Origin of the sequence: Streptomyces sp. L7 (assembly GCF_050990935.1) — a bacterium.
Taxonomy (GTDB): Bacteria; Actinomycetota; Actinomycetes; order Actinomycetales; family Microbacteriaceae; genus Leifsonia.
Genome location: NZ_CP194644.1, coordinates 1,379,793 through 1,393,434, shown reverse-complemented (window position 1 = coordinate 1,393,434; position 13,642 = coordinate 1,379,793). Strand labels below are relative to the sequence as shown.

Genomic DNA, 13,642 nt, shown 5'->3' with positions numbered 1-13,642 from the left:
GGGTCGAGAGGGGAGTCTGCGGCGCGGGAGGTCGCGGGGACGGGTGGCGAGGCCGGCGGCGACGGCGCGGATCGCGGCGGCGGCCGGGTCCTGCGGATCGGTGACCACGATCGGCGCGCCGGTGTCGCCTCCGGTGCGCAAGGGCACGCTGAGCGGGACGCTGGCGAGCAGCGGCACCGGAACGTCCTGCCCCGCCGACAGCCGCCGTGCGACCTCGGCGCCGCCGCCGGAGCCGAACAGCTCCAGCACGGTGCCGTCCGGCTGCACGAGCCCGGCCATGTTCTCGATCACTCCGACGATGCGCTGGCCGGTCTGGCGCGCCACGACACCGCTGCGCTCGGCGACATCGGCCGCCGCCGGCTGCGGCGTGGTGATCACCAGCACCTCCGCCTGCGGCAGGAGCTGGCCGACCGAGATCGCGACATCGCCGGTGCCGGGCGGGAGGTCGAGGAGCAGCACGTCCAGGTCGCCGAAGAACACGTCGCCGAGGAACTGCTGGATGGTCCGGTGCAGCATCGGCCCGCGCCAGGCCACGGCCGCCGACGAGGAGTCCACGAACATCCCGATCGAGATGACCTTCACGCCGTACGCGACCGGCGGCAGGATCATGTCGTCCACGCGCGTCGGCCGCACCGCGACGCCGTCCGCGTCGGTCAGGCCGAGCAGCCCGGGGATGGAGAAGCCGTGCACGTCCGCGTCCACCAGGCCGACCCGGAGGCCGCGCTCGGCGAGCGCCACGGCGAGGTTGGCGGTGACGGTGGACTTGCCGACGCCGCCCTTGCCGCTGGTCACGGCGTAGACACGCGTCAGCGAGTCGGGGCCGAACTGCTGCACGCGTGCCGCGCGGCCGCCGCGCAGCTTCTCGGTGAGCGCCGCGCGCTCGGCGGGCGTCATCACCGAGACGTCGACCGTCACGCCGCTGACGCCCGGGACGGAGGCCGCGGCCGCCCGCACGTCGCGTTCGATCTTGTCGGCGGCGGGGCAGCCCACGATGGTCAGCTTCACGCGCACCGTCGCGTGACCGTCGGGGGAGACCTCCACGCCGCCGATCATGTCCAGCTCGGTGACGGGCTTGCGGATCTCGGGGTCGAGGACGCCGGAGAGGGCGCGCTCGACCAGCTCGGCGGCGCCCGGACCGGAAGGACCGGCCTCAGGCACGCGCGCGTCCGTTCTCGGCCGGGTCGCCCTTCTCCAGGTCCTCCAGGAGGGCCCGCAGCTCGGCGCGGATGAAGTCCTTCGTCGCCATGTCCCTGACCGCCAGGCGCAGGGCGACGACCTCGCGCGCCAGGTATTCGGTGTCGGCGAGGTTGCGCTCGGCGCGCTGCCGGTCCTGCTCGATCTGCACACGGTCGCGGTCGTCCTGCCGGTTCTGCGCGAGCAGGATGAGCGGGGCGGCGTACGACGCCTGCAGTGACAGCACGAGCGTCAGCGCGATGAATCCGAGCGCCGCCGAGTCGAACCGCCAGGCGTTCGGCAGGAGCGTGTTCCACAGCATCCAGGCCACGACGAAGACCGTCAGCCCGAGAATGAACCACGGCGTGCCCATCGCCCGCGCGATCCACTCGGTGAACCGGCCGAACCGGTCGTTCTGCTCGAAAGGGTTGCGGCGGGGGATCACCGACGTGCGGAGGCCCTTCGGGGCGTCCAGGCTCGCGTCCTGCCTAACTCGTGCCATGTCCGCCCCTCCTTCCGTTCACGATGCGGATACTGCCGGTCTCGTCGGACGGGGCCTTCACGGGCTCGTCCTCGTCTTGACTTCGCCAGTCGTCGGGGAGCAGGTAGTCGAGGATGTCGTCGATGGTCACCACCCCGACGAGTCGGTGCTTCTCGTCCACCACGGGAACCGAGACGAGGTTGTAACTGGCGAGGATGCGGGACACCTCGGCGGCGGAGGTATCGGCGGTCACCGGCTCCAGGCTCGGGTCGAGCAGGGTGCCGAGGCGCACGTGCGGCGGGTACCGCAGCATCCGCTGGAAGTGCACGATACCGAGGAAGCGCCCGGTCGGCGCCTCGTACGGCGGCAGCGTCACGCAGACGGCCGCGCCGAGCGCCGGGGCGAGCTCGTGGCGGCGGATGAGCGCGAGGCCCTCGGCGACCGTGGCGTCGGCCGAGACGATGATCGGCTCGGTCGTCATCAGGCCGCCCGCGGTGTCCGGCGCGTAGCTCAGCAGCATGCGCACGTCGTCGGCCTCCTCGGGCTCCATGAGCTCCAGGAGGTGCTCGCCGCGCTCGTCGGAGAGCTGGGCGATGAGGTCGGCGGCGTCGTCGGGCTGCATCTGGTCGAGCACGTCGGCGGCGCGGTCGTCGTCGAGCTGCGCGAGGATCTGCACCTGCTCGCTCTCCGGCATCTCCTCCAGCACGTCGGCGAGCCGGTCGTCGGGGAGCTCCTCCGCCACCTCGAGCATGCGCTGCTGCGGGAGGTCGAGGAGCGTGTTCGCCAGGTCCGCGGGCTTCAGCTCCGAGTACGCGGCGATGAGCTGCTCGGCGGACTGCGCCTCGCCACGGGCCTGCTTCTCGCGCACCTCGTTCCAGGCGGCGAACGTGGTCTGTCCCTTGCCGAACGGCGACGCGCCCGACTTCGGCCGGCGTACGAAGAGCTGGCTCACCGCCCACTCGCCGGTGGGGGACTCCTGGATGGCGACGTCCTCGATGGTCGCCTCGCCCGTGCCGTCGGTGAAGACGACCTTGCGGCCGAGGAGCTCGGCGATGACCCGGACCTCCCCGCCGCGCTGCTCGAACCGGCGCACATTGATGAGACCGTTGGTGATGATCTGTCCGCTGGAGATGCTGGTCACCCGTCCGATGGACAGGAACACGCGCCGCTTGCCGGGGATCTCCACGATGAGGCCGACCACACTGGGCGGATCGTCTTTGCGGTACACCACCAGGACGTCGCGGACCTTGCCGACCCGGTCGCCGACCGGGTCGAACACGCTGGTGCCGGCCAAGCGGGCGACGAAGATACGGGTGCTCACGTCTTATAACTTAAGCCCTACCAGCCGGGCGCACGGTGAGGATGGGACAATGGCGGGATGACCAACCCCAGCCCGCTCGGCGGACGCAACCGGATGCTCTTCCCGACCATGCCCCGGGGAGAGGTCGTGGCCGCCTACGAGACGTACGTGGATGCTCAGCAAGCGGTCGACGTGCTGGCCCGCGCAGACTTCCCCGTCGACAAGGTCTCCATCGTCGGCAGCGACCTCAAAAGCGTGGAGCGCGTGACCGGCAAGCTCACCTGGGGGCGCGTCGCGCTCGCCGGGGCGGCCTCGGGAGCCTGGCTCGGCATCTTCTTCGGGCTGCTGCTGCTCATCTTCTCGCCGACGGTCAGCTACGCGTTCGTCATCGCGGCCGTGCTCCTCGGCGCCGGGTTCGGCATGCTGTTCGGCATCGTCTCGTACGCGATCAACCGCCGCCGCCGCGACTACACGTCGGTGATGCAGGTCATCGCGACCAGCTACTCCGTGCTGGTGGACTCCGACCTGGTCAACCGCGCTCGCAACCTGCTCGGCGGCGTCCCGGACGTGCAGGCGGCGCCCGGCGGCTGGGCCCCACCGGCGCACCCGTCCGACCCCCGCCCGCGCAGCCGCAGCAGCCGCAGCAGCCGCCCGCGGATGACCAGCGGCCGCCGGCCCCTCCCGCCTGACCGATCGAAGGGCACGTGAACGCGCCTGAAACACAGTTCTCGGGGCGTTGACGTGCCCTTCGGCGAAGGTGGAGCGCTCAGCGCGCGCTGAGGCGGCGGACCCAGGCCTCCACGTCGTCGGCGGTGCGCGGGAGGGCGATCGAAAGGTTCTCGGCGCCGTCCGCCGTCACGAGGATGTTGTCCTCGATGCGCACGCCGATACCGCGGAACCGCTCCGGCACCGTGAGGTCGTCCGGCTGGAAGTACAGGCCCGGCTCGATCGTGAAGGTCATGCCGGGCTCCAGCACGCCGTCGAGATAGAGGTCGCGGCGGGCCTGCGCGCAGTCGTGCACGTCGAGCCCGAGGTGATGGCTGGTGCCGTGCACCATGTAGCGGCGGTGCTGCTGGTTGTCCGCCTGCAGCGCCTCCTCCGCGGTCACCGGCAGCAGCCCCCACTCGGCGGTGCGTCGCGCGATGACGGCCATCGCGGCCGCGTGGATCTCGCGGAAGCGGATGCCGGGGCGCACGATCGCGAAGGCGGCGTCCGCAGCCTCCCGCACCGCCTCGTAGACCAGGCGCTGGGTCTCGGTGAACGTGCCGTCGATCGGGAAGGCGCGTGTGATGTCGGCGGTGTAGAGGCTGTCGACCTCCACGCCGGCGTCGATCAGGATCAGGTCGCCGGGGACCACCGGGCCGTCGTTGCGCGTCCAGTGCAGGATGCAGGCGTGCGGGCCGCTCGCGGCGATCGTGTCGTAGCCGACGGCGTTGCCGTCCAGGCGGGCACGGGCGTTGAAGACGCCCTCCACGATCCGCTCGCCGCGCGGGTGGGCGACGATCCGGGAGAGATCGGCGACCACGTCGTCGAAGCCCGCCGCGGTGGCGGCGATCGCGCTGCGCAGCTCGGAGAGCTCGTAGACGTCCTTGACCAGGCGCAACTCGGAGAGGTCGCGGGTCAGACGGTCGTCGTCGCCGTGGTCCTCCGGATCGAACGCGGCGTCGCCGACCTCCGCACCGGCCTCGGCGGCGAGCACCAGGCGGGCGGCGTCGACCCGGTCGGTCAGCTCCGGGTCGGCCTCGCGCAGCACCAGCGTGGACGCGTCGACCGAGTCGAGCACGGCCTCCACGTCGGCGATGCCCCGGGTGGGGAGGTCGAGGTCGCTGGCGACCTGTGCGAGCGACGGGCGCGCGCCGATCCAGAACTCGCCGATCTCCGGGTTGGCGTAGAACTCGTCCGAGTCGCGGCCGGCACGCTCGCGGAAGTACAGCGTGGCGACGTGGCCGCCGTCGTGCGGCTCCAGCACGAGGACGCTGCCGGGCTCGGCGTCGGAGCCCCAGCCGGTCAGGTGCGTGAACGCGGAGTGCGCGCGGAACGGGTAGTCGGTGTCGTTGGAGCGCTGCTTGAGACGCCCGGCCGGGATGATCAGCCGCTGCCCGGGGAAGAGTTCGGAGACCCTGGCCCGTCGGGCGGCGGCGTAGGACGCCTGCGGGCGGGAGCCCGGGAGGATCTCCGGACGCTCGGCCCAGTTGCTGCCGATGTACTCCCGGAAGTTCTCCGATCCGGGGGTGGTGGAGCGGTTGGCCGTGGCGCGTGGCGCCGCCTCGCGGTCGGCGGGGGCAGGCGCGGTGGTGTTCTCGGACGACATGCCGACCATTCTTCCACTCCTAGGATGGTGGGCATGGCTGATGAGCGACGGTTCAGCGGTCCCGTCGACCTCCACGCGCACTCCAGTGTGTCGGACGGCACGGAGACCCCCGCCGAACTGGTGCGCGCCGCCGCGGCCGCCGGGATCGGGACGGTCGCCCTCACCGACCACGACTCGACCTCCGGATGGGCCTCGGCGGCCGCAGCGGCAGCGGAGGCAGGCGTCACGGTCATCCCGGGCATGGAACTGTCCACGAGGGTGGAGTTCGCCAGCGTGCACATGCTCGGTTACCTGTTCGATCCGGCCGACGAGGCGCTCGTCGCCGAGACGCGCCGCATCCGCGAGGGCCGCATGCGGCGCGCGGAGGACATGGTGCGCCGCATCGCCGAGGACTACGACATCACCTGGGCCGACGTGCTGGACCAGGCGACGGAGGGCGCGACGGTCGGGCGGCCGCACATCGCCGACGCGCTCGTCGCCCGCGGGCTGGCGGCCGACCGCAGCGCCGCGTTCGCCGGCATCCTGCACTGGCGCAGCGGCTACTTCCAGCCGCACTACGCACCCGACCCGATGACCGGCATCCGGCTCATCCGGGGAGCCGGGGAATTCCCGTGCTGGCGCACCCGGCGACCAGCAGCCGCGGCGTCATCCCCGAGGACCGGCTGCGCCGGCTCGTCCGCGCCGGGCTGTTCGGGCTGGAGCTCGACCACCGCGAGAACCGGCCGGAGGGTGTGGCGTTGCTGCGCGGGTACGCCGCCAAGTACGGCCTCCAGATCACCGGCTCCAGCGACTACCACGGGGCAGGCAAGCCCAACCGGCTCGGCGAGAACACCACCGATCCGGCCGTGGTGGAACTGATGATCGAAGAAGCGACAGGCGCGGCTCCTTTCTACGGATGAGCCCGACCACCCGTTAGCCTGGTCCGCGGGGATCGGGAAGCGAGGTATGGGTGTCTCGACGGTTCTGGACGTCTTCTGTCGCAGTGGCGGCACTCATCGGCGCCCTCACGGTTGCAGGAGGTGCGGCTCCCGCGAGCGCGGACACCTACCCCTCCTGGAACGACGTGCAGGCGGCCAAGGCCAATGCCGCGACGGCCCAGGTGGAGGTCGACCGCATCAACGGCCTGCTCGCGTCGTTGCAGACCGCGGCCAACGCGGCGGGCGACCTGGCGGTGAAGCGCCTCGGCGAGTACGGCCAGGCGGAGGCCGCCCTCACGGCGGCCACGGCCAAGGCGCAGGACATCGGCCAGCAGGCTCAGGCGGCCGCGGCGCGAGCGGACGAACTGCGGGCGGAGAGCGGCAAGTTCGCGGCCCAGCTCACCCGGTCGGGGACGTCGGACGTGTCGATCCGGTTGTTCCTCGGCGGCGCGGGCGCGACCGGAGGGACGGCCGCGGCGACCGCCGGCACGCAGCCGTCGCTGCTGTACCAGCTCGGCGCGGTCTCCAAGCTCGCCGATCAGGCCTCCAGCCTGTTCGCCCAGGCCGCCGCGCAGAAGAACACCGCCGCGGCGCTGAGCGCGCAGGCGAATGCGGCGCAGAAGATCCGGGACCAGCTCGACAAGGACGCGCAGAAGGCGCTGCAGGTGGCGACCGCGGCCAAGGCGGCCGCGGATGCGCAGCTCGCCGAACAGAAGCAGCATGCGACCACGCTGTACGCGCAGCTCGCGGCGCTCAAGAACACCGCGGCAACGGTCGAGCAGCAGTACGCTGCGGGCGTCGCCGCCGCCGAGGCCGCGCAGCAGGCCGCGGCCGCCGCGGCTGCCCAGCAGGCGGCGAACAGCGGCGGAAGCGCGAACGGCTTCGCGCCCCCGCCCGGGATGAACGTCGACCCGGCTGCGGCGCAGGCGTACGCGTCGAGCCGGCTCAGCGCGTTCGGCTGGGGCCAGGACCAGATGGGCTGCCTGATCTCGCTGTGGAATCACGAGTCGGGCTGGCGCGCTGACGCGTACAACACGTCGAGCGGCGCGTACGGCATCCCGCAGGCGTGGCCGGCCAGCAAGATGTCGTCGGCCGGACCCGACTGGATGACCAACCAGAACACCCAGGTCAATTGGGGCCTCGACTACATCAACCGCGCCTACGGCTCGCCGTGCGCGGCCTGGAATTTCGAGATGAGCCACACACCGAACTGGTACTGAGCTCCCAGGACACCGCAGAGGGGTCGCAACACGCCGTTATGACGTGTGTCAAACGGCGTGTTGCGACCCCTCTGGTGGAGTCGCGCGTCTGCTCAGCTCGCGGGCGTGGCGGGGGAGCTGCCGCGCGAACGGCGGCGCCGCCGGCGCGGGGCGCTGTTGCCGTCGCGGTGCTGCGAGCCGCCGCCGTCGTGCGTGCCGGCAGCGGGGGACTTCTCCTCGCCGCCCGTGGCCGGAGCGGCGTCGGCCGAGCCTGAGGCGTGGCCCGCCGTGCTCTGGCCGCTCTGCTCGGACCCGCCCGAGCGGGTGCGGCGGCGGCGGTTGCGCGAGTGGCCGTCGCCCTGCGTGCCGGGGCCGGTCGAGTCGCGTCGCGCGCCGTCCTGCGTCTCCGGAGCCTTCACGGCCGGGGTCGATTTGAGCCGGCCCTTCGCACCCTCGGGGATGTCGAGGTCGCTGTAGAGGTGCGGCGACGACGAGTAGGTCTCGGTCGGCTCGGGCTGGCCGAACTCCAGGGCGCGGTTGATCAGGGCCCACTTATGCAGGTCCTCCCAGTCCACGAAGGTGACGGCGATACCGGTCTTGCCCGCGCGGCCGGTGCGGCCGGCGCGGTGCAGGTAGGTCTTCTCGTCGTCCGGGATGGTGTGGTTGATGACGTGCGTGACGTCGTCCACGTCGATGCCGCGCGCGGCGACGTCGGTGGCGATCAGCACGTCCTTCTTGCCGGCCTTGAAGGCCGCCATCGCGCGCTCGCGCTGCTCCTGGTTGAGATCGCCGTGGACGGCCGCGGTGTTGAAGCCGCGGTCGCCGAGCTCCTCGACCAGCTTGGCCGCCGCACGCTTGGTGCGGGTGAAGATCACGGTCTTGCCGCGGCCCTCGGCCTGGAGGATGCGGGCGACCACCTCGTCCTTGTCGAGCGAGTGCGCGCGGTAGATGAGGTGCTTGATGTTCGCCTGGATCTGGCCCTCGTCGGGGTCGCTCGCGCGGATGTGGATCGGCCGGGTCATGAACCGGCGCGCCAGCGCGACGATCGGGCCGGGCATCGTCGCCGAGAACAGCATCGTGTGACGCGTCGCCGGGGTCTGCGCGAACAGCTTCTCGATGTCGGAGAGGAAGCCGAGGTCGAGCATCTTGTCGGCCTCGTCCAGGACCATCTCCTTGACGTGCGAGAGGTTCAGGAGGCGCTGTCCGGCGAGGTCGAGCAGGCGGCCCGGCGTACCGACGACGATCTGCGCTCCGGCCTTGAGCTGGGCGATCTGGCCCTCGTAGGCCTTGCCGCCGTAGATCGCGGTGACCGCGGTGGGGCGGTTGGAGGCGGCCTGCTCCAGGTCTTCGAAGACCTGGACGGCGAGCTCGCGGGTCGGGACCACGACGAGGGCCTGGACGCCCGGCTCCGGGTCGAGCCCGAGGCGCTGGATGATCGGCAGGCCGAAGCCGAAGGTCTTGCCGGTGCCCGTCTTGGCCTGGCCGATGATGTCCTGGCCGGCGAGGGCGAGCGGGATGGTCTGGGACTGGATGGGGAACGGCTCGATGATGCCTTTGGAGGCGAGGGCGTCCACCATGTCCTGGTCGATGTTGAGTTCAGAGAAAGTCACGTAAGGGTGCCTGTCGGTTCGAATAGTGAGTTCCACGCCCTGTTCTCGTCGCAGGCGCAGGGCCGTCGATCCTGCGCCGACGGCACCACCAGCCTACTGGACCTCCCCGTTACACTGCTGTACGTGTCAACGTGGTTCACCAGACGCCGACCCGCGGTCGAGCTGCCCCGCCTCCGCCCGCGCGCGCCTCAGGCGACGGTCCGCGTCGATCTGCACGAGGTGATGCCGGAGCTGCTGCCCTACCTCGGGCAGGCGGCGTACCTGCAGCTCGAGCAGTTCCAGACGCTCTCGCGGGTGGCCGCGGACACCGACACTCTCGCGGCCAAGGAGGTCGTCTCCGGCGCCGCGGGGCTGGCGCTGTCCAAGCATCAGGGCATCGTGGCGGAGATCCGCAGGCGCGGCCACGAGCCGGCGGAGGTCATGCGTCCGTTCGCCGTGGAGATCGAGGGCTTCCGTGCGCTGCTGGTGGGCTCCGACTGGCGCGAGACGCTGCTGGCCGCGCTGATGACGGGCGGCCTGCTGGACGATTTCTTCATCCGGCTCGCGGGCGGCCTGCCCGGCGACGTCGGCCCGCGCATCCAGCAGCTTCTCGGCTCGGACTCCGGTCAGGACGCCATGCTGCAGGTCCTGCGCGGCGAGATCGCCGCCGACCCGCAGCTCGGCTCGCGCCTGGCGATGTGGGGGCGGCGCCTGGTCGGCGACACGCTGCTGGTGGCGCGCTCCGCCCTCCACCTGTCGGGGAACCGCGCGGCGGACGAGGAGCGGATCGAGCCGATCTTCACCGAGCTGATCGCCGCGCACACGCGCCGGATGGACGCCCTGGGGCTCACCGCCTGACCTGAGCGCCCGACGGGTGTGTCAGCGCGCGACGGCGCCGCGAGTGAGGGTGTGCAGCAGCTTCTCGTCGTGGGCCGTGCGCAGGCGGCCGATGACCAGGTCGGCCACGATCACGACGACGCCGGTGCCGATCAGTGTCGTCCACCAGATCCAGCCGCCGTTCCACTTCAGGCCGGCCCAGCTGAGGGCGACCCACAGGATGCAGGCGACGCTCACGCCGAGCGCCGGCATGAGCACGGAGCCGTGCGTGTGACGGTTGGGCAGGAGGTACCGTGCGCCGAGGCCCAGGATGGCGCCGGCGAGCGCGACGAAGAGCAGTTCCACGGTGGGGAATCTAGCCGACGAAGCCGATGCGGCGCGACTCCTCGGTGCCGAGCTCGACGTAGGCGATGCCCGCGGTCGGGACGATGTAGACGCGGCCCTTGTCGTCCGCGAGCTTGAGGATGCCGGTGCCGCTGGTGAGGCCGGCCTGGATCTGCTCGGTGAGCTCCTCGGCCGACTGGGTCGACTCGAAGCTGAGCTCGCGGGGGGCGTTGACGATTCCGATGCGGATCTCCACGGGATGTGCCTTTCGAATCAGACCGGCGGTTGCGAGTTCAGACTACGGCACGCGGCTCGCGGGCCCGGATCGCGTTCTCTGTCGGCGGACGCCGTTACCGTGAATGCATGTCCACCCGAGGTTTCCGTCCGCGCGTCGACGACGCGGCCGGCGACCTCGCCGCGGCGCTCGACGAGGCTCAGCGCGCCGTGCTCGCGCTGCCCGACGGCGCCTCGGCCGCGGTGCTGGGCGCGCCGGGCACGGGCAAGACGACCGCGCTGGTGGAGGCCATCGCCGAACGCGTGCACGAGCGCGGGTACGCCGCCTCCGAGGTCCTCGCGCTGAGCGCCTCGCGCGCCGCGGCGACAGCTCTCCGCGACCGGATCTCGCTGCGGCTCGGCGTGCCGACGCCGGGGCCGCTGGCCCGCACGGCGACCTCCCTCGCCTTCCAGCTCTCCGGCGAGCAAGCCAAGCGCAACGGCGGGGAGCCGCCCCGGCTGCTGACCGGCGGCGAGCAGGACCAGATCATCGCCGAGCTGCTGGCCGGCCACCTGGAGGACGGCTCCGGGCCGGTCTGGCCGCCCTCGCTCGGCCCGGAGGTGCGCATCCTGCGCGGGTTCCGCACCGAGCTGCGCGAGCTCATCGGCCGGTGCGCCGAGCGCGGCGTGTCGCCGTCGCGGCTGGCGGAGCTCGGGGCGATCACCGGGCGCGACGAGTGGCGCGCCGCCGGACGGTTCATCGCGGAGTACCAGAACGTGCTCGACAGCTTCCGCGGCGGCTACGTCGACGCCGCCGAGCTGATCGCGTCCGCCGTGCCGGTCGTGGCGGAGGGCAGCTCGCTCGACGGCCTCCGGGCGCTGTTCGTCGACGACCTCCAGGAGGCCACCGTCGCCACCATCGCCCTCCTTCGCGCCGTTGCCGCGCGGGGCATCGCTGTCATCGCGTTCGGTGACCCCGACGTCGCGTCCACCACGTTCCGCGGCGCGGAGGTGGCGGCGCTCGGGCAGCTCGGCGCGCGACTGGGCGTGCCCGTGACGCGCATCGTCCTCAGCACCGCGCATCGCCAGACTCCCGCGCTCCGCGAGCTGACCTCGCGGGTCACCGAGCGGATCGGCGCGGCGGCCGCCGGCGTGCACCGGGTCGCCGGTGCCGGACAGGTGCAGCCGGAGGACACCGGCCCGGCCGTCGTCGTCGTGAAGGCGTCGTCGGCTCCGGCCGAGGCGGCGCGGCTGGCCCGGCTGCTGCGCGAGCGGCGGCTCATCGACGGCGTGCCGTGGAACCGCATGGCGGTCGTCGTGCGCTCCGGCGCGCACATCCCGGGCCTCGCCCGTTCGCTGGCCGTCGCGGAGGTCCCGACGACCACCAGCATCGCGGGCCGGCCGCTGCGCGACGACTACGCCGCACGGCAGCTCATCACCATTGCGGGCGTCGCCCTCGGCGCGATCGAGCTGACCCCGTCGTCGCCACCGAGCTGCTGCTCGGGCCGTTCGGCGGTCTCGACGCCATCAGCCTGCGCCGGCTGCGGCTCGCGCTGCGCCAGGAGGAGCTGGCCGGCGACGGCAACCGCCCGGGCGACGACCTCCTGGTGGAGGCGCTGGCGACGCCCGCGAACCTCGCCACGATCGACTCCTCGCCCGCCCGCCGGGCGGCCCGCCTGGCCGAGACCCTGCGCGGCGGCCGGGAGAAGGCGGCGGCAGGGGCCACCATCGAGGAGCTGCTCTGGCACGCCTGGGAGCGCAGCGGACTGGCGAAGCGCTGGTTGGAGCAGTCCGAGCGCTCCGGGATCGTCGCCGACGAGGCCGACCGTCATCTCGACGGCGTCGTGGCCCTGTTCACAGCGGCACGGCGCTTCGTCGAGCGCTCGCCCGAGCGTCCGGCCTCCGACTTCGTGATCGAGCTGCTCGGCGCCGAAGTGCCGGAGGACACCCTCGCGGCTCGCACGACCGGCGACGCGGTGCTGGTGTGCACGCCGAGCGCCACGGTCGGTCGCGAGTTCGACGTCGTGGCCGTCGCCGGCCTCCAGGAGAGCGTGTGGCCCAACCTGCGGCTGCGCGGCTCGCTGCTGCACCCGCAGGAGCTGGACGACGCGCTCGCCGGGCGCCGCGCGAATGCCGACGCCGACGCCGGAACCGACGGTCAGGACACCGCGGACCAGCGGGCGGCGGTCCTCAGCGACGAGCTGCGGATGTTCGCCCTCGCCGTCTCGCGTGCCCGCCGCCAGGTGCTGCTCACCGCCACCGCGAACGACGACGAGCAGCCCTCGCCGTTCCTGCGCCTCGCGGCCGGGCTCGCGGTCGAGGACGACGATCCCGGCATCCACCCGCTCTCGCTGCGCGGCATGGTCGGACGGCTGCGGCGTCGGCTGGTGACCACCGGCTCTCCCGACGCCGCCGACGCACTGGCCCGGCTGGCCGAGGCGGGGGTGGAGGGCGCCGACCCCGCCGACTGGTACGGCCTCGCCGAGCCGTCGACCACCGATCCGCTCACCGACCTGGAGGACCCGGAGGCGAGGGTGAAGGTCTCGCCGTCTCGGCTGGGGACGTTCGAGAAATCGCCGCTGGCCTGGTTCGTGGACGAGATGGCCGCCTCCCCGAGCGGGCTGGCGGCCGGCATCGGCACCGTGGTGCACGCCGTCATGGAGGAGGCCGCCGCGACGGACGAGACGAGCGTCGACCTGCTCTGGTCGGGCATCGAGCGGCGCTGGGCCCAGCTCCAGTTCGAGTCGCCCTGGATCGAGGAGCGCGAGCGCCGCCGGACGCGTGGCCTCGTGGCGGGGGTGTCGGAGTACCTGCGCGACTTCGGCCGCGCGGGCGGGCGCCTGCTCGGCTCGGAGGGCGAGTTCCAGCTCGAGCTCGGCCGGGCGCGCATCAGCGGCAAGATCGACCGCGTCGAGGAGACCCCGGACGGCACCGTCGTGATCGTCGACCTGAAGACCGGGCGCACGGTGCCGACCGCCGCGGAGACGGCGTCGCACGCCCAGCTCGGCGTGTACCAGCTCGCGCTGGAGCACGGCGCAGTGGAGGCGGCGGAGCTGCCGCCGGGCGGGGCGAAGCTGCTCTTCGTCGCCAAGGGCGTGCGCGGCAAGGCGTACCGCGAGGTCGTCCAGGAGCGCGTCGACGCGGAGTCGCTCGCGCGGCTGGAGGAGCGCGTGGCGCGGGCGGCCGAGGGCATGGCGGCGGCGACGTTCGCCGGGGTGATCGACCTCGGCGACCGGGACCCGCACGCGGCCTACGGGTACCGCATCCATCTCGTGCCGGCGGTCAGCGCATGAGCGGG

Annotated in this window: 12 protein-coding genes and 1 pseudogene; 6 read left to right on the top strand and 7 right to left on the bottom strand. The window is 72.6% G+C overall.

Annotation, left to right across the window (positions count from 1 at the left end):
* From ACR5MH_RS07040 to ACR5MH_RS07030, 3 genes and pseudogenes are all read right to left on the bottom strand, one after another.
* A pseudogene (locus ACR5MH_RS07040) lies at positions 1-1,158 on the bottom strand (Mrp/NBP35 family ATP-binding protein); the annotation flags it as partial.
* Positions 1,151-1,675 carry a DUF1003 domain-containing protein gene (locus ACR5MH_RS07035; RefSeq protein ID WP_431346601.1) on the bottom strand — a complete coding sequence of 175 codons (525 nt, stop codon included), beginning with the start codon at positions 1,673-1,675 and terminating at the stop codon, positions 1,151-1,153. The pseudogene ACR5MH_RS07040 and the gene ACR5MH_RS07035, both read right to left, overlap by 8 nt.
* Positions 1,662-2,975, bottom strand: a complete 1,314-nt coding sequence (locus ACR5MH_RS07030; RefSeq protein ID WP_431346600.1) for a magnesium transporter MgtE N-terminal domain-containing protein — start codon at positions 2,973-2,975, stop codon at positions 1,662-1,664. Before ACR5MH_RS07030 ends, ACR5MH_RS07035 begins: the two co-directional genes overlap by 14 nt.
* Before the next feature lie 57 nt (positions 2,976-3,032).
* Here ACR5MH_RS07030 and ACR5MH_RS07025 point away from each other — a divergent pair, with 57 nt between their 5' ends.
* Entirely contained in the window at positions 3,033-3,662 is a 630-nt protein-coding gene (locus ACR5MH_RS07025) for a general stress protein (RefSeq protein WP_431346599.1), read from the top strand.
* Positions 3,663-3,720: 58 nt separating this feature from the next.
* On the opposite strand, the gene ACR5MH_RS07020 is transcribed toward ACR5MH_RS07025, so the two are convergent.
* A complete protein-coding gene (locus tag ACR5MH_RS07020) occupies positions 3,721-5,265 on the bottom strand; it encodes an aminopeptidase P family protein (protein ID WP_431346598.1) in 1,545 nt (514 codons plus the stop codon).
* 33 nt (positions 5,266-5,298) lie between these two features.
* Here ACR5MH_RS07020 and ACR5MH_RS07015 point away from each other — a divergent pair, with 33 nt between their 5' ends.
* Positions 5,299-6,123, top strand: coding sequence for a PHP domain-containing protein (locus ACR5MH_RS07015; RefSeq protein WP_433862446.1), 825 nt, complete (start codon positions 5,299-5,301; stop codon positions 6,121-6,123).
* A 124-nt stretch (positions 6,124-6,247) separates the two neighbouring features.
* Positions 6,248-7,402 carry a hypothetical protein gene (locus ACR5MH_RS07010; protein ID WP_431346597.1) on the top strand — a complete coding sequence of 385 codons (1,155 nt, stop codon included), beginning with the start codon at positions 6,248-6,250 and terminating at the stop codon, positions 7,400-7,402.
* Positions 7,403-7,494: 92 nt separating this feature from the next.
* Here ACR5MH_RS07010 and ACR5MH_RS07005 read toward each other — a convergent pair whose 3' ends face one another.
* Positions 7,495-8,991 (bottom strand): DEAD/DEAH box helicase, encoded by a 1,497-nt coding sequence (locus ACR5MH_RS07005; protein WP_431346596.1) that lies wholly within the window; start codon positions 8,989-8,991, stop codon positions 7,495-7,497.
* A gap of 123 nt (positions 8,992-9,114) precedes the next feature.
* Between ACR5MH_RS07005 and ACR5MH_RS07000 the strand changes: the two genes are divergently transcribed.
* Positions 9,115-9,828: a ferritin-like fold-containing protein gene (locus ACR5MH_RS07000; protein WP_431346595.1), complete on the top strand. Its 714-nt coding sequence runs from the start codon at positions 9,115-9,117 to the stop codon at positions 9,826-9,828.
* A 21-nt stretch (positions 9,829-9,849) separates the two neighbouring features.
* Here ACR5MH_RS07000 and ACR5MH_RS06995 read toward each other — a convergent pair whose 3' ends face one another.
* Both ACR5MH_RS06995 and ACR5MH_RS06990 read right to left on the bottom strand, forming a co-directional pair.
* A complete protein-coding gene (locus ACR5MH_RS06995) occupies positions 9,850-10,152 on the bottom strand; it encodes a hypothetical protein (protein ID WP_431346594.1) in 303 nt (100 codons plus the stop codon).
* A 10-nt stretch (positions 10,153-10,162) separates the two neighbouring features.
* Positions 10,163-10,387 carry a DUF3107 domain-containing protein gene (locus ACR5MH_RS06990; protein ID WP_431346593.1) on the bottom strand — a complete coding sequence of 75 codons (225 nt, stop codon included), beginning with the start codon at positions 10,385-10,387 and terminating at the stop codon, positions 10,163-10,165.
* A gap of 107 nt (positions 10,388-10,494) precedes the next feature.
* Between ACR5MH_RS06990 and ACR5MH_RS06985 the strand changes: the two genes are divergently transcribed.
* Both ACR5MH_RS06985 and ACR5MH_RS06980 read left to right on the top strand, forming a co-directional pair.
* Complete coding sequence (locus tag ACR5MH_RS06985; RefSeq protein WP_433862445.1) at positions 10,495-12,258, top strand: UvrD-helicase domain-containing protein; 1,764 nt, start codon at positions 10,495-10,497, stop codon at positions 12,256-12,258.
* A 293-nt stretch (positions 12,259-12,551) separates the two neighbouring features.
* Positions 12,552-13,637 carry a RecB family exonuclease gene (locus ACR5MH_RS06980; RefSeq protein ID WP_433862614.1) on the top strand — a complete coding sequence of 362 codons (1,086 nt, stop codon included), beginning with the start codon at positions 12,552-12,554 and terminating at the stop codon, positions 13,635-13,637.
* Positions 13,638-13,642: the final 5 nt, after the last annotated feature.

Bases quoted from the DNA above. Each gene is read 5' to 3' on its own strand.
- ACR5MH_RS06980 (WP_433862614.1), top strand. From the start codon at position 12,552: ATGTTCGCCCTCGCCGTCTCGCGTGCCCGCCGCCAGGTGCTGCTCACC.
- ACR5MH_RS07025 (WP_431346599.1), top strand. From the start codon at position 3,033: ATGACCAACCCCAGCCCGCTCGGCGGACGCAACCGGATGCTCTTCCCG.
- ACR5MH_RS07015 (WP_433862446.1), top strand. From the start codon at position 5,299: ATGGCTGATGAGCGACGGTTCAGCGGTCCCGTCGACCTCCACGCGCAC.
- ACR5MH_RS07035 (WP_431346601.1), bottom strand. From the start codon at position 1,675: ATGGCACGAGTTAGGCAGGACGCGAGCCTGGACGCCCCGAAGGGCCTC.
- ACR5MH_RS06985 (WP_433862445.1), top strand. From the start codon at position 10,495: ATGTCCACCCGAGGTTTCCGTCCGCGCGTCGACGACGCGGCCGGCGAC.
- ACR5MH_RS07020 (WP_431346598.1), bottom strand. From the start codon at position 5,265: ATGTCGTCCGAGAACACCACCGCGCCTGCCCCCGCCGACCGCGAGGCG.